The organism is Catenuloplanes nepalensis (assembly GCF_030811575.1).
Taxonomy (GTDB): domain Bacteria; phylum Actinomycetota; class Actinomycetes; order Mycobacteriales; family Micromonosporaceae; genus Catenuloplanes; species Catenuloplanes nepalensis.
The window spans coordinates 7,129,183-7,144,189 of sequence record NZ_JAUSRA010000001.1 but is presented as its reverse complement, the minus strand read 5'-3'; the positions used below and the strand labels follow the sequence as shown (position 1 = coordinate 7,144,189).

At 70.9% G+C, this 15,007-nt stretch carries 13 protein-coding genes; 7 read left to right on the top strand and 6 right to left on the bottom strand.

Translation table 11 applies throughout. The annotated features are described in order from the left end of the window. The first annotated feature begins 163 nt into the window (after positions 1 to 163). The 3 genes from J2S43_RS30700 to nudC are packed head-to-tail and all read left to right on the top strand — an operon-like array spanning position 164 to position 3,824. Positions 164 to 1,453, top strand: a complete 1,290-nt coding sequence (locus J2S43_RS30700) for a M16 family metallopeptidase (RefSeq protein ID WP_306839552.1) — start codon at positions 164 to 166, stop codon at positions 1,451 to 1,453. After that, entirely contained in the window at positions 1,450 to 2,817 is a 1,368-nt protein-coding gene (locus J2S43_RS30695; protein ID WP_370881673.1) for a M16 family metallopeptidase, read from the top strand. The genes J2S43_RS30700 and J2S43_RS30695 overlap by 4 nt, the downstream gene beginning before the upstream one ends. 41 nt (positions 2,818 to 2,858) lie before the next feature. Continuing rightward, the gene (nudC, locus tag J2S43_RS30690) at positions 2,859 to 3,824 is read left to right on the top strand and encodes an NAD(+) diphosphatase (protein ID WP_306839549.1); all 966 of its coding nucleotides are present in this window, start codon (positions 2,859 to 2,861) and stop codon (positions 3,822 to 3,824) included. A gap of 559 nt (positions 3,825 to 4,383) precedes the next feature. Here nudC and J2S43_RS30685 read toward each other — a convergent pair. The 3 genes from J2S43_RS30685 to J2S43_RS30675 all read right to left on the bottom strand — a co-directional run bounded on the left by J2S43_RS30685 (position 4,384) and on the right by J2S43_RS30675 (position 7,406). Continuing rightward, positions 4,384 to 4,668 (bottom strand): hypothetical protein, encoded by a 285-nt coding sequence (locus J2S43_RS30685; protein ID WP_306835047.1) that lies wholly within the window; start codon positions 4,666 to 4,668, stop codon positions 4,384 to 4,386. A gap of 1,038 nt (positions 4,669 to 5,706) precedes the next feature. Next, a complete protein-coding gene (locus tag J2S43_RS30680; RefSeq protein ID WP_306835046.1) occupies positions 5,707 to 6,648 on the bottom strand; it encodes a helix-turn-helix domain-containing protein in 942 nt (313 codons plus the stop codon). Positions 6,649 to 7,142: 494 nt separating this feature from the next. After that, a complete protein-coding gene (locus J2S43_RS30675) occupies positions 7,143 to 7,406 on the bottom strand; it encodes a mycoredoxin (protein ID WP_306835045.1) in 264 nt (87 codons plus the stop codon). A 126-nt stretch (positions 7,407 to 7,532) separates the two neighbouring features. On the opposite strand from J2S43_RS30675, the gene J2S43_RS30670 reads away from it, so the two are divergent. The 3 genes from J2S43_RS30670 to J2S43_RS30660 all read left to right on the top strand — a co-directional run bounded on the left by J2S43_RS30670 (position 7,533) and on the right by J2S43_RS30660 (position 10,704). Next, the gene (locus J2S43_RS30670) at positions 7,533 to 9,671 is read left to right on the top strand and encodes an ATP-dependent DNA helicase UvrD2 (RefSeq protein WP_306835044.1); all 2,139 of its coding nucleotides are present in this window, start codon (positions 7,533 to 7,535) and stop codon (positions 9,669 to 9,671) included. Between the two features lie 130 nt (positions 9,672 to 9,801). After that, on the top strand, positions 9,802 to 10,173 hold the full coding sequence (locus tag J2S43_RS30665) for a hypothetical protein (RefSeq protein WP_306835043.1): 372 nt from the start codon (positions 9,802 to 9,804) through the stop codon (positions 10,171 to 10,173). Between the two features lie 165 nt (positions 10,174 to 10,338). Continuing rightward, entirely contained in the window at positions 10,339 to 10,704 is a 366-nt protein-coding gene (locus J2S43_RS30660) for a WhiB family transcriptional regulator (RefSeq protein ID WP_306835042.1), read from the top strand. Positions 10,705 to 11,104: 400 nt separating this feature from the next. Here J2S43_RS30660 and J2S43_RS30655 read toward each other — a convergent pair whose 3' ends face one another. From J2S43_RS30655 to J2S43_RS30645, 3 genes are all read right to left on the bottom strand, one after another. Further along, positions 11,105 to 12,454 (bottom strand): ABC1 kinase family protein, encoded by a 1,350-nt coding sequence (locus tag J2S43_RS30655; protein ID WP_306835041.1) that lies wholly within the window; start codon positions 12,452 to 12,454, stop codon positions 11,105 to 11,107. A gap of 89 nt (positions 12,455 to 12,543) precedes the next feature. Then, positions 12,544 to 13,629 (bottom strand): hypothetical protein, encoded by a 1,086-nt coding sequence (locus J2S43_RS30650; protein WP_306835040.1) that lies wholly within the window; start codon positions 13,627 to 13,629, stop codon positions 12,544 to 12,546. 201 nt (positions 13,630 to 13,830) lie between these two features. Then, positions 13,831 to 14,001 (bottom strand): DUF5679 domain-containing protein, encoded by a 171-nt coding sequence (locus J2S43_RS30645; RefSeq protein ID WP_306835039.1) that lies wholly within the window; start codon positions 13,999 to 14,001, stop codon positions 13,831 to 13,833. 441 nt (positions 14,002 to 14,442) lie between these two features. Here J2S43_RS30645 and J2S43_RS30640 point away from each other — a divergent pair, with 441 nt between their 5' ends. Then, a complete protein-coding gene (locus J2S43_RS30640) occupies positions 14,443 to 14,973 on the top strand; it encodes a M48 metallopeptidase family protein (protein WP_306835038.1) in 531 nt (176 codons plus the stop codon). Positions 14,974 to 15,007: the final 34 nt, after the last annotated feature.

Genomic DNA, 15,007 nt, shown 5'->3' with positions numbered 1-15,007 from the left:
AGATCCAATCCAGATATTGCCTACTTGTTTGATAGGAACAATCGATTGAGTGGGGCATTGGGTCAAGGTGATGCCCGCATGCTGGGACGAGGCTGTGGGTGCGTCGGAAGCCGATGGCGCCGGAAAGCGCTAATGTCGCAGGGTGGCCCGGAGATCCAACAAAATAGCCGCGACGCGGTACCCGGTCGAGCGCCTGACGCTCGCCAACGGACTGCGCGTCGTTCTGGCCCCCGATCGCAGTGCCCCCGTGGTCGGCGTGGCCGTCGTCTACGACGTGGGCATCCGCTCCGAACCGGAAGGACGCACCGGCTTCGCCCACCTCTTCGAGCACCTGATGTTCCAGGGCTCGGCGAACCTGGAGAAGCTGGCGCACTTCCGGCACGTGCAGGGCTCGGGTGGCACGTTCAACGGCTCCACCCACCTGGACTACACGGACTACTTCGAGGTGCTGCCGAGCAACGCGCTCGAGCGCGCGCTCTTCCTCGAGGCCGACCGGATGCGCGGCCCCCGCCTCACCGAGGAGAACCTGCGCAACCAGGTCGACGTGGTCAAGGAGGAGATCCGGGTCAACGTGCTGAACCAGCCGTACGGCGGTTTCCCCTGGCTGACGCTGCCGCCGGTCATGTTCGACACGTTCCCGAACGCGCATGACGGCTACGGCTCGTTCACCGACCTGGAGAGCGCCACCGTCCCGGACGCGGCCGACTTCTTCGAGCGGTACTACGCGAACGGCAACGCGGTGCTCTCCGTGGCCGGCGACTTCGACGTGGCCGAGGCGACCGCGCTGATCGAGCGGCACTTCAACAGCGTCCCGGCGCGGCCCGCACCGGTCCGGCCGTCCTTCACGGAGCCGGACCTGACCGCGGAGCGCCGAGAGTCGTATACGGACAGGCTCGCGCCGCTGCCCGCCGTGGCCGCGGCCTGGCGGGTGCCGGACCCGATCGACGACTTCGCCGGCTACCTGCCCTACGTGGTGCTCGCCGAGGTGCTGACCGACGGTGACGCGTCCCGGCTGGTCGAGCGCCTGGTGCTGAAGGACCGGTCGGTCACCAGCATCGGCGGCTACCTCGGCTTCATGGGCGAGCCGTTCGAGGTGCGCGACCCCACCGCGCTGCTGCTCCAGGCACACCTGCCACCGGGCGGCGACACGGACAAGCTGCTCGCCAGCATCGACGAGGAGCTGAACCGGCTGGCCGAGGACGGCCTGACCGCGGGCGAACTGGCCCGCACCCAGGCACGCATGGCCACCCACCTGCTGCGCGACACGGACGCGGTGCTCAGCCGAACCCTCCGGATGGCGGTCCTGGAACAGCAGCGCGGCGAGCCGGAGCTGCTGAACCAGCTGCCCGTGCTGCTCGGCGACGTCACCGAGGAGCAGATCCGGGCGGCCGCGGCCACCCTCCGGCCGCAGCGCCGGGCCACCGTCGAGGTCATTCCGGGAGCGGCGCGATGAGTCCTGCGAAGGTCAAGCCCGTGACGGTGCCCGAGATGGTCACCACGCTGCCCGCGCTGGGTCCGACGACCAAGCTGCAACTGCCCCGAGAGGCTGAGGCCACGCTGCCGAACGGGCTCACCGTGATCGCGATCCGGCGGCCGTCCGTGCCACTGGCCGAGGTCCGGCTGCGCATCCCGTTCGGCCGGGCGCACCCGGCCCGCGCCGCCATGCTCGCCCAGACGCTGCTGTCCGGCACCGACACGATGTCCTCCGTGGAGATCGCGGCCGAGCTGCAGACCGTCGGCGGCGGGCTGAGCGCGGGCGTCGACCCTGACCGGCTGATGCTCGCCGGAAACGGCCTGGTCGGCGGCCTGGAGCGGATCCTGGAGCTGCTCGGCGAGGTGCTCACCGCGGCCCGCTACCCGGCCGAGGAGGTGGCCACCGAGCGCGCCCGCCTGGTCGACCACATCCAGGTCGCGCAGAGCCAGCCGCAGCACGTGGCCCGCACCGCGCTGCTCAAGCGGATCTACGGCCGGCATCCGTACGCGAACCAGCTGCCCGAGCCGGAGCAGGTCAGGGCGATCCGCCCGGCCCAGCTGCGCGCGCTGCACTCCGAGCGGGTCCGGCCGGCCGGCGCCACGCTGGTGCTGGTCGGCGACATCACGCCGGCCAAGGCGATCGACACCGCGGAGCAGATCCTCGGCGGCTGGGCGATCGGCGGCGACTCACCGGCCGCGAAGTGGGCGGTCCCACCCGTACCCCCGCTGGCTCCTGGTGCCCTGATGGTCGTCGACCGGCCGGACTCGGTGCAGTCGTCGCTGCGGATGGCGCTGCCCGCGGTCCCCCGCACGCACCCGGACCACGCGGCGCTGCAGATCGCCAACCTGATCTTCGGCGGCTACTTCTCGTCCCGCTGGGTGGAGAACATCCGCGAGGACAAGGGTTATACGTACGGGCCGCACTCCGCGATCGAGCACCTGGTCGCCGGCTCCTCGCTCACCGTCGCGGCGGACGTGGCCACCGAGGTCACCGGCCCCGCGATGCTGGAGACGCTGTACGAGCTGGGCCGGATCGCCAGCCTGCCGCCGGCCGAGGACGAGCTGGAACAGGCCCGGCAGTACGCACTCGGCAGCCTCCGGCTCGGCGTCGCCACCCAGGCCGGGCTGGCCGGGCTGGCCACCACCTACGCCGGCTCCGGCCTGCGCCTCAACCACCTGGCCGAGCACTCGGCCCGGCTCGCGGCGGTCACCGCGGACGAGGTCGCCGCGGCCGCCGCCACCTATCTGGCCCCGGCCCGGGCGGTCACGGTCGTGCTCGGCGACGCGTCGAGGATCGAAGCACCGCTCGCGGCCCTGACCCCGATCGAGAAAGCACAACCGTGAGCTCATTCCAGCCCGGCGCCCCCGGGGCGCCGGTCAGTGCCATGCCGTCCGGCCGGGTTGAAGACGGCTCGTCGACGCGGGAACGCCCGGGCCCGCCGCTGGCGCGGACCACGCTGGACCGCTCCGCCCACCGGCGGCGCGACGCCGAATGGCTGGCCGCGGCCTGGGAGCGGGCCCGGGTCCTCGTGCTCGACACCCGCTCCGGCGGGCGCACGCTGATCACCGACGACAACCGGCTGCTGCTCTTCACGCCGGAGAACGCGCCCGACGTACCGCCGGAGTCCCGTCTCTTCCTGGGCGAGGAGCCGGACGGCGGGCCGGTCTTCGCGGTCGACGCGCCGCTGCCCTCGGTCGCCGGAGCGCGCCCGGCCAGCCTGCGCGACGTGGGCCACCAGCTCGACGACCGCGACGCCGGGCTGATGACCACCGCGCTGGCGCTGGCGAACTGGCACGCGGCCTCCGGCTTCTCGCCGGTCAGCGGCGGCGCGACCAGCGCGCAGGAGGCCGGCTGGAGCCGCATCGACGCCGGCGGCAAGCAGGTCTGGCCGCGGACCGACCCCGCCATGATCGTGCTGGTGCACGACGGCGTGCCCGGGCCCGACGGCCGCTGCCTACTGGGCAACAACGCGGCCTGGACCGGCGCGCCCGACATCCGGCGTTTCTCCTGCCTCGCCGGCTACGTCGAGCCCGGCGAGTCGGCGGAGGCCGCGGTGATCCGCGAGGTCGCGGAGGAGGTCGGGCTGCCGATCGCCGGCATCAGCTACGTCGCCAGTCAGCCGTGGCCGTTCCCGGGCTCGCTCATGCTCGGCTTCAACGCGATCGCGGATCCGTCACTGCCGGTCACGGTGGATCCGGAGGAGATCGTCGAGGCCCGCTGGTTCACCCGCCGCGAGATCGGCACCATCGTCGGCGGCGGCGAGGTGCTGACGCACGACGGGCTGCGCGTCGGCCTGCCGATGGGCGCGTCCATCGCCCACTACCTGATCGCCACCTGGCTGGCGGAGTAACGCTGGGTCACGCGGACGTGTAGGGGCAATATCCGGCATTTTTGGCATTTTCGGTTCGCACGCGGGTGCTGTCGACGGTGCGCCGCGTTCAAGACGAAACCGAAGGCGATTTTCCCGCTTCCGGCGTGGTGACGTTCCGAGTGCTCCCGCGGGCACCGGTCGTCGCTGGCGCTCCTCCCTACCGGTCCCGCGGTGGTCACCACAAACCACGTGCCCTTCCCGCGTTTCGTGCCCTTCCCGCGTTTCGTGCCCTCCCGCGTTTCGTGCCCTTCCCGCGTTTCGTGCCCTCCCGCGTTTCGTGCCCTTAGCCGTGATCGAGGCGTCCCCCATGCCGTTTTAGCGACATGGGGGACGCCTCGATCACGGGGTGATTTGGCCTCGCCTGTTTCTGGACGCTTCGCTTTGCTCTGCTTACCTACGCCGTCACCCGGTTCATTTGCTCTGCTTACCCGTTCCGCGCCGGGGCCGCTTCGCCCCGTTTGTCCATGGAGATTCGGGCGTTCGCCAACCAATGTGTGGTGGTGGTTGACGTGTGTCGGTGGCTGACGTGCGTTCGTGGTCAGCGTGCCTCGTCGGGGAGGGGGTGCAGGTCGCGGGCCTGCCAGGTCCGGGGGTCGCCGACGCGGATGATCTTCACGCGTTGGCGTCCCGAGCGCACCGAGCCCATCGCGGACAGCGCTCGTGCCAGGTCCAGTGCGGCCGCCCGGTCCTGCGCCAGCACGGTTTGGCGCCGCGGTTCCGGCGTGGTCCGCTCGTCGCGCACCGACTTCCCGTCAGCCCACACGGACTCCATCGACGGCGTCTCCACCGGCCGGATATCGGTGCGGACGATCAGATAGCGCATGATCCACTCCCCAGAGACGCCGTGACCCTCGGTAGCGACCTTCATGCAATTCCCATCTAAGTGGAATGTGCATCCGTCCACCACGGACATGTTCATGGCAGCCATTCGGACCCGGCAAGCACCGGGATTCCCTCTCGGCCTAGCGCCACCCGATCGAGTGAAAGGATCTCACTCTCCGTAGTCTCTATGGCGTTCGTGCGTGGCCGCCTCGCGCCGCTTCCCGCCGCTCTCCGTGGCTCGTGCTGTGCGTCGTTCCCGCGGCGCGCCGTTCCCGCGGTGTGCCACTCCCGCGCTGCGTCGGGTGCCCTTGCGGCGCGCTGGTCTCCATCTCCCGCTGGCGATCGGACACACTGGACGCGCCCGTGGTCGACGGCTACGGCGCGGTGGCCCGCAAACCGTAGCGAACTCGCTGCGCGCCTTCCTCCGCGCGACGGTTGCGTTTTCGCCTCCGGTGGGCCTCGGGGCACCCGGGGAGGGCGTGCTCCCCCGGCGGTCTTTCGTGGGTGACAGGGAGGCTTGTTCAGCGCCGCCCTCGTCAGGCCGTCCGGCCTGCGGCAACGCGGCGTCGGCCCGACGCGCTGAATAAGCCTCCTGGTCTGCGCGGGGCACACGAAAGAAGATCAAAGCGGTCCGGCGGCGGCCGAGAGTCGATCACGTGTGCCAAATCGTTGTTATCCGGCCGCCCTAACAACGATTTGGCACACGTGATCGTTTTGGCGGTCAGTCGCAGCGACCTTTATCCTGATATTTCGGACGGGCTTACGCGCTGAAGACATCTTCGGTTCTTGATCATCGAATCGGTGACCCAGGAATAGCAGAAGGAGCGGAAGGATCGGCGGGTCGCGTCAGGCCGTAGGTCTGGTTCAGGTCCAGGAGGTGGTGGCCTGTGACAGTGCGGTCGGGCGCGTCGAGGCCCAGGACCAGGAACACGTTCGGGGTTCGGGTGTGGCGGTGGCCTTGAACTCGTCCTCGCTCAGTTTGCGCGTTTCCTCAGGATGCCGTGAGAACTCCACGCCTTAGCTGCCGGATGCCGGAGTCCTAAGAGAAGTGCTGGTCCGGGGATCGGCGCTGGGCCGGTGGCTGGACCGTGGCGTGCAGGGTCTCCGCGGCCTCGGTGAGCCACTCCATGGACTCCTCCGGGGACAGCGCGGCGTCGCGGAGCCAGTCGTAGACGGTGGCGTAGTGGCGGACCTCGTCGGCCTCGTTGACGAACATGTCGCGTTCCAGCGTCTCGACGGCGACCGTCTCCGGGTCCTGGGGGTCGGCGAAGCGGTAGATGGAGAAGCTGGTGTGGGCCAGGTACCAGTTGGCGACGGTGGCGGTGCGGGGGAGCACCCGGACCGTGACGTTGGGCAGTGAGCCGATCCGGCGGAGATGAGCAGCCTGGCCGCGGAGGATGTCGGGCGGACCGCCGCGGCCGGTGAGCGCGTTCTCCTCCAGGACCGCGTCGTACCGCGGCGCGTCGAGCCGGCGGGTGAGCAGTGCCTGGCGAGCGATCCGGGCGTGGATCTGGTTCTCCAGGCCCTCGGGGCTCTGGCCGTCGAGGTTCGGGCTGGCCAGTGGGTGTGCGGAGACCAGGCGAAGCCGTGCGTACTCCGGGGTTTGGAGCAGGCCGGGGACGTAGGACGGCGCATACTCCCGGATGTCGACGCAGCCGGCTTCCAGCTCGGCCCAGTCGCGCTGCTGCGGGGTCATCACGGGGTAGGCGCGCAGCCAGGCCCGGGTGTTGCCGGCGTCGCGGGTGATCGCTATCAGCTCGTCGCGGGACGAGCCGTCGACGCCGTAGAGGTCGAGCAGGTCGAGCACGTCGCCGAGATCGGGGCGGCTGCGGCCGTTCTCCAGGCGGGAGAGCTTGGACGCGGACGCCCAGCCGATCCGCTCGATCACCTGGTCGCCGGTGAGGCCGGCGGTCTCCCGCAGCCGGCGCAGCGCCTGTCCGAGCCGGCGTCGCCGCACTATCGGGCTCGGAGCAGGGGACACCGAAACCTCCACACGTCGGGTCGGCTTTTCGCCGTGGTCCATTATGAACCGCTTCATCGACGCTCGGGGTTCGTATCGCGCGCGTGTTGGTCAATTAGCGAAGGCGCAGAACAATAGAAATCCGGCATTGCCACCAAATACAGTGACCGCCGATCCTAAACGATCACGATCGGCGGCCGTATATCGCTCAGGGCTCAGGCCGCGAGCGCCGCAAGGTGCGCCTTCACCTGAACGATGGACGGCGGTCCCGTACCGCTCGATCATCGCTTCGGATCTTTGGGCGACATCGCCGAGGCCATGGGCCGGCGGCAGCGATTCGTCGCGGCGGGAAGCAGCGAACTGGCGACGGAGATCGTCACTGCGCTTCGCTCCTGAGCGGGGCGTCCGTCCGGCTCGGAGAGTACCGAGCCGCGAGCCTGCGGCGCGAAGAGGGCGTTCGCCGGCCTTTCGCGTACCGCAGGCTCAGTGCGATTCAAGGTCTGTTGAGCTGCTGATCAGGCGACGGGGGCCGTACCCGCGAGGGCTTCCTGAACCTGCTTGATCGTCGGGTTCGTCATGACGATCTCGCCCCCGCCGGCGGGGGGAACGATGCGGACCGTGGGTACGGTCTGGTTTCCGCCGTTGACGCCCTCGACGAACGCGGCTGCCTCCGGGTCCGCCTCGATGTCCACCACCTCGTAACCGATGCCCGCGCGGTCGAGCTGCGACTTCAGGCGGTGGCAGTAGCCGCACCAGCTCGTCGAGTACATGGTCAACATCGCAGGTTCTCTCCCCTATGACAGACAGTGATGGCCCGATCATCATCCTTAACCAGGGCCGATGTGCGGATAATCCCGCGCCCGGCGTGAGGTTTCCCGCCGCGCGATGACCTAGGCTCGTACGCCGTGGGTGACAGCGTCATAGCCGGGCTCGACCCGGACCAGCTCAGGGCGGTGACCGCTCCGGCCGGGCCGGTCTGCATCCTGGCCGGCGCGGGCACCGGTAAGACCCGGGCCGTGACCCACCGGATCGCGCACCGGGTGACCAGCGCGGACGTCTCCCCCCGGCACGTGCTGGCGGTCACGTTCACCGCGCGTGCGGCCGCGGAGATGCGTGCCCGCCTCGTCGCGCTCGGCGTGCCCGGCGTGCAGGCCCGCACGTTCCACGCGGCCGCGCTCCGCCAGGTCCGCTACTTCGCGCCGCGGATCCTGGACGGCCGGGCGATGCCGCAACTGCTGGAGAGCAAGGCGCGGCTGGTAACGCTGGCGGCCGGGCGGGCCGGCGTGCGCGCGGACCGGATCATCGCGCGCGACCTGGCCGGCGAGATCGAGTGGGCCAAGTCGTCGCTGGTCGAGCCGGGGGAATATCCGGTGGCCGCGGTGAAGGCCACCCGGGAGCCGCCGCTGGCCCCGGAGCGGGTCGCGGAGGTGTTCGCCGAGTACGAGCGGGTCAAGCGTTCGCAGGGCGTGATCGACTTCGAGGACATGCTGCGCGCCGCGGTCTGGGGGATCGAGGAGCACGCGGACGTGGCCGAGGAGATCCGGTCGCAGTACCGGCACTTCGTGGTCGACGAGTACCAGGACGTGAACCCCCTGCAGCAGCGCCTGCTGGACGCCTGGCTCGGCGGGCGGGACGACCTGACCGTGGTCGGCGACGCGAGCCAGACCATCTACTCGTTCACCGGCGCCACCTCGTCCTACCTGATCGACTTCGCCCGCCGGTTCCGCGGCGCGACCGTGGTCCGGCTGACCCGCGACTACCGGTCCACGCCGCAGGTGGTCGGCCTGGCCAACGCCGTGATCGGGGCGGCCCGGGGCGCGGAGGCGCGGCTGCGGCTGGAGCTCGTCGGCCAGCGCGCGCCGGGGCCGGAGCCGGAACTGCGGATCTTCGCGGACGAGCCGGACGAGGCGGCCGCGGTGGCCCGCCGCTGCGTCGAGCTGATCAGGGCGGGCACGCCGGCGCGCGAGATCGCGGTGCTGTTCCGGACGAACGCGCAGTCCGAGGCGTACGAGGCGGCGTTCACCGACGCGCACGTGCCGTACGTGGTGCAGGGCGCGGAGCGGTTCTTCGAGCGCACCGAGATCCGTCAGGCGATGGTCGCGCTGCGCGCCGCCACCCGTTCCACGCCGTCGGATACGCCGCTGCGGACCGCCGTGGTGGACGCGCTCGCCGCGACCGGCTGGACGCCGGACTCGCCCCCGCCCGGCGGCGCCGCGCGCGAGCGGTGGGAGGCGCTGGCCGCGCTGGTGCGGCTGGCCGTGGACTTCGCGGCGGTCCCTGCGATCCTGCCGATCGGCGAGGGCGGGGCCGTGCAGCGGGACGCCACGCTGGCCGGCTTCAACGACGAGCTGGCCCGGCGCGCGGCACAGCAGCACGCGCCCGCGCTGGAGGGCGTCACGCTCGCGTCGCTGCACTCCGCGAAGGGCCTGGAGTGGGACGCGGTGTTCCTCGTCGGGCTCGCCGACGGGACGCTGCCCACGTCGTACGCGCGAACGCCGGAGGCGCTGGAGGAGGAACGCCGGCTGCTCTACGTCGGCGTGACCCGGGCCCGGCACTGGTTGTGGCTCTCCTACGGGCAGAGCCGGTCGCCGGGCGGGCGGCCGCGGCGGCCGTGCCGGTTCGTGCCCCGCTTCGAGAAGCCGGCTGCTCCTTCCCCGCAGAAGCCGAGTCAGAAACCCGACCGGCGGCGGGTGCCGATCGCGTCCTGCCGGGTCTGCGGCGCCACGCTGCTGGCCGGTGCGGACCGCAAGCTGGGCCGCTGCCCGGGCTGCCCGAGCGACCTCGACGAGGACCTCTACGGGCGGCTGATCGACTGGCGCGCGCGGATCGCCGGCGGCCAGAAAGTCCCTGCTTACGTCGTGTTGACGGATGCCACGCTGGTGGCGCTGGCCGAGCGGCGCCCGAGCCGGGCCGAGCAACTGCTGGAGATCGCCGGGATCGGGCCGCGCAAGCAGCGGCTCTACGGGGAGTCCGTGATGGCGCTGATCGGCGGCGCGTCCGTCGATGAAGTGACCGCCAAAAAAATCTCTGAGAACCCGCACTAATTCGTTTGCCCTCTCGCGTAGGAGGGGCATAGCCTCAGATCACACCTCACCGAGCGCGGGTCTTCTTGCTGCTCGGACGGGGTGGAAACCGTATTCGTCAACGGCTAGTCGGAGAGAGAAGGTGACCCCCGTGGAGATCTACACGATGCTGCAGATCCCATCGATGTCCCCTGCCCTCCTGCTGTCCGTTGCCGGTCCGGTCCGGCCCATGTCCCTGTCGACGCACGTGTCGTCGCCGTGGCTGGGCCAGCCGACCGCGCTGGGCGTGTCGCAGGTGGATCAGGTCCTCACCCAGGCCGAACTTCGGGTGAGGGACGATCGGCCGATGGCGTCTGGCGCGATCAAACTCCAGGGCACCACTGCGTCCCTGGTGAGCAGTGACAGTGAGTCCCTCAAGGGCCGCAACGGCTCTGAGGGCAACGGGATCACGGGCAACAAGGGCATGGCGAAGCGAGCCTTCGGCGGTGCCCGCGGTGTTCCACCTCGAGGAAGGCCGGTCTGACTTCATCAGACCAACCGGCTCACCTCGAGGCCGCGGAACCCGCTACCGGGATCCGCGGCCTTCGTCATTTTCGAAGCCCGCACACCGGGTTCGGAAACGACTCCGACCCCGATCGAAGTCGGAAAGCGATCTACGAGATCGAAGCGAGAGAGAGGTGACCGGGCGATGAGTCTGGCCCTTGCCGTGCTCGACACGAACGTCGAGCTGGAGGCAAACCTGCCCTGCCGGAAGTTCGACCCCGACCTGTGGTTCTCGGACGTTCCCGCCGAACTCGAGCTGGCGAAGTCGCTCTGCGGCGACTGCCCGCTCCGGGCCGCGTGCCTGAGCGGCGCGGTGGACCGTGCGGAGCCGTGGGGCGTCTGGGGTGGCGAGATCTTCGAGCGCGGCGCGGTCGTTCCGCGCAAGCGGCCCCGTGGCCGTCCGCGCAAGGAGGACGCCGCGCGCGACGCCGAGCTGCGCACCGAGGTCGAGGCGCGGATGGCGGCCAGCGAGCTGGCCGAGACCCGCAGCAACGTCCGGCTGGCGGCCTGACATGCACCCGATCAGCGTCGACGCCGGTCACGTGCCGGCACTGCAACTCGAGATGAATCCCGGAATCACTGCTTCCCTGAACGGAGCCGGCAAGATGCAACTACTTCACGAAGCGCTGTCGAGGGTACGAATGCGGCAGCCTCAGTCCGCCACCCGGAGCGCTGAGGCACCTCGATCCGCACGTCGCGTCGCGATGGAGGCCCGCCAGCGGGCCGCCCGCGAACTGCGCGGATAATCCGTCGGTATTCGCCGAAGCCCCCGGTCCAGGCCGGGGGCTTCGCCCGTTGTGGCGCGGTGCCGATTCACAATCGAGAATCCAGAGCCGATCTTCCCGCTTCCGGCGTGGGCACCTTCCCAGTGCTCCCGCGGGCACCGGTTCCGCGGTGGTCCGGCACACCGATCAGGGCGTGGAGAAGCCCGGCAGCCACTCGGAGACGATCTCCCGGTAGCGCGCCCGCGCCTCCAGCTGGGACAGCACGCCGATCGAGCCCATCGTCACCCGGTGCAGCAGCAGGTACGACGGTGGCAGGTTGAGGTGCCGGCTGAGCTGGTACGCCGGGCTCTTGGGGCTGCCCAGCCGGAGCGCCTCCCCGCGCAGCCAGGCACGGGTGAACTGGAACTCCTCCTCGACCACCGGCGCCAGCATGGGCAGCAGGAAGTCGAGCAGCCCGGGCGCGTCCAGGTGGTCGTCGTCCGGCTTGACGAAACCCTCCTCGACCAGCCCGGCCAGCACGCCGTCCGCGTCGTGCGCGAGTGCGAGCGCGAGCAGCCGGCCGACCGGCTCGGGCAGGCCGTCGGGGAGCCGGGCCACCGCGCCGAAGTCGATCACGCCGAGCCGGCCGTCCGGCAGGATCCGGAAGTTGCCCGGGTGCGGGTCGGCGTGCAGCAGCCCGCAGCGCCGCGGCGCGGAGAAATGCAGCACGGCCATCAGCCGGCCGGCCTCGTCGCGCTCCTCCTGCGTGCCCTCGGCGATGACCGTGGACAGCGGGGTGCCGTCGATCCACTCGGTGACCAGCAGGTGCGGCGTGGCCCGAAAGACCTCGGGGACGTAGATGCCGGGATCCCCCGCGTACCCCCGGTGGAAGGCTCTTTGGGTCTCCGCCTCCAGTTCGTAGTCCAGCTCCTCGGTGATCCGCTCGCGCAGCTCGGCGATCAGCGGCTTCACGTCGATGCCGGGCTGGATCGCCCGGAACATCCCGGCCAGCCGGGACAGCTGCTTCAGGTCGGAGAGCAGCGCGTCGCCGGCGCCCGGATATTGGATCTTCACGGCGACCGTGCGGTCCGGCACCCGCTTGCGGCCCCGGCCCGGAGGTGGCGAACGCCACACCGCGCGGTGCACCTGCCCGATGCTGGCCGCGGCGGCCGGCACGTCGTCGAACTCGGCGAAGTGGGTCCGCCAGTCCTCGCCCAGCTCGGCCGCGAGCACCTTGTGCACGCTGGCGGCCGGCAGCGGGGGAGCGGCCTCCTGCAGCTTGGTCAGCGCCTGCCGGTACGGCCCGGCGAGCTCGTCCGGCAGCGCGGCCTCGAACACCGACAGCGCTTGCCCGAACTTCATCGCACCGCCCTTGAGCTGCCCGAGCACGCTGAACAGCTGCTCGGCGGTGCGCTGCTGGATCTCGGCGGAGATGACGTCGGAGGCCATGCCGGTGACGCGCTTCCCCAGCCCCAGCACCGTCCGGCCGGCGAAGCCGAGCGGAAGGCTGGCGAGCTTGGCAGTGCGGGCGGCCGCCCGTCGGGGGATATCGGTCACCAGATCATTGTGCCTGGGTATTGAGGGTTCTTCAGCGCCGAACCCCACTGACGCGTCACCGTGCGGGTCTCCACCGCGCTGAAGAACCCTCAATCCGTGACGGTGCCGGGCTGGGGCGAAGGAGATCGGCGGTGCCGTCGCCCGCAGTCGCACGACGGGTGCTGCGCCCAGCGCCGGCGACGCATCCGGGACGGCCCGTCGATCTCCGTCGCGGCGCCGATCGTCTCCGGCGCCCCACCGTCCAGGTGGGCCAGCACCTGCTCCACCGCGTACGCCGCCGCGGCCAGCACGGTGGCGGCCCCACCGGCCGGCGGCTCGTCACCCGGACGGGGCATCAGCTGCGCGGCGAGCGCCGGCCAGGCCGGGTCGCGGTCGCGCCGGTGCAGGTCGAGGCAGCGCAGGCAGGGCACGCCCGCGGCCGGCACCAGCGGGCCGACCACCATCGTGCCGTCCCGCGCGCCGACCAGCAGGTGTGCCTGGCGGCGCTGCGCGAACCCGGCCGCGAGCACCGGCGCGGGACGGTCCATGCCGAGCTGGATCACCAGCGCGGTGTGGCCCCGGGGCAGCGGCCCGGTCCGCACGTCCGGCGCGACGCGCGCGATCGCGGCCCGCACCGCGCGGGCCCGCCCGTCGTCCTCGATCACCGCGCCGCCGGCCCGGTCGGTCGGCAGCACCGGACCGGTCAGGTCGGCGTGGATGCGGCCGATGCCGGCCTGCGCGAGCGCGACCGCGATCGGCCCGGCGGCCGGCCCCGGACCGGTGATGGCGACGCCGGACGTGTACCTACGGCGCAGCACCCGGGCCGGGTTGTCCACAGACCCGGCGTCACCCAGAGCGATGGAGGCGGCCTCGCCGGACAGCCGCGTGCGGGCCTCGCCGGTCAGCAGGGCGGGCAGGAAGTGGTGCGCGCCGAGCAGCAGGCCGGCCTCGTGCAGCGCGGTGAGCAGCGCCCGCGCCTCCTCCTCGGCGAGGCCGAGCCGGCGCGCGTGCCGGAGGATGGTGCTCTCCGACCGGGTGCCGTCGACCAGGTCGAGCAGCTCACCGGCGGTGCCGGCGGCCGGGGACAGCACGATGCCGCGGCGGGTGCCGGTGCCGAGCTGGAGCGTGTCCTCGTCCCGCCAGACCCGGCTCAGGCCGGGGATCAGCATCGGCCGGTACGGCGGGGACGCGGTCATGGGTGACACAGTGTCACGCTTCGTGGAACGGGCCCGGGGTTATCCACAGGCCCGCACGGCTGTGCACCGTGTTATCCACAGGACCTGGCTGGTTATCCACAGGCCCTCGTTATTACTCAACGTGTTTGAGTCGTTGCGGTAACGGTCCGGCACGGGAAAGCTGAGGGGCGGCCGGAGCCGCCCCTGCCGAAGCGTGCCGCGTCAGGCCTTGTTGGCCTTGCCGAGGATGCGGTTCATCGTCGTACCGCAGACCGGGCACTTGCCCTTGGCCATGTTCATCCCCGTCTTGGACACCTCCACGGAGCCCTCGAAGTCGCGCTTCTCCTTGCACTTCACGCAGTACCCGTTATACGACTGGGTCTTGGTGGCCACGTGCCCCTCCTAGTTCGGTGACCGGCTTTGCCGCGCCCCGGTGGTTCCCGGCGCGGCGACCTATCGGCGCCGGCGCTTCATGCGACCGCCGCCGTGGGTCGCGGTCCTCGCGGACTCGTACCCAGCTGCGGCCGTTTCCATGTCCGGCGCGTACGCCGAGGTGGAGTCTGCCTGCCGAATTGCCCTCTTTTGGGAAGGTTCGTGCGGACACGCCGGAGAAGCTTTGCCCGTCGTCCACCTCGATGATCAAATGAGTCCACCCCCGATGCTCAACCGACGAAACCGCCGGGTAGTCTCGCTGTCGCGACAAATTTTTTTCGGACTTGGTGCCCCGAAAGAGGACTTTTTGGTCGCGGCTCACCCGGATGGCTCTTGCGAACCCCTGGCTACTAGGGATTAGCGTGCCGATGTGAACGGAACCCGGGGCTCCGCGGGCCGGTAATGGCTGCTACGCGGAAGCCGGTCGTCGAGGTGCGGCGCAGTCAGCGTCGTCGCCGGACGGTGTCCGCCTACCGTGACGGCGAACGCGTCGTCGTCCTCATCCCCGACCAGTTCTCCCGCGCCGAGGAGACCGAGTGGGTCGGCAAGATGCTCGCCCGCCTCGCCGCCCGTGAAGAACGCCTCCTCCGCACCGACGCCGAGCTGCTGGCCCGCGCCCGCCGCCTGATCGCCCGCTACCTCGACGACCACCGCGACCTGGTCCTGCCGGGCAGCGTCCGCTGGGTCACCAACCAGAACGGCCGCTGGGGCTCCTGCACCCCCGCCGACCGCACCATCCGCATCTCCCACCGCATCCAGGAGATGCCCGAGTGGGTCATCGACTACGTCCTGCTCCACGAGCTCGTCCACCTCCTCGTCCCCAGCCACAACGCCCGCTTCTGGGACCTGGTCGGCCGCTACCCCCGCACGGAGCGCGCCCGCGGCTACCTCGAGGGCATCTCCGCCGCCACCGGCATGGTCCTCGACGACTAAGACCTTCATGCTCTTCCCACTCCCGGCGTCTCGC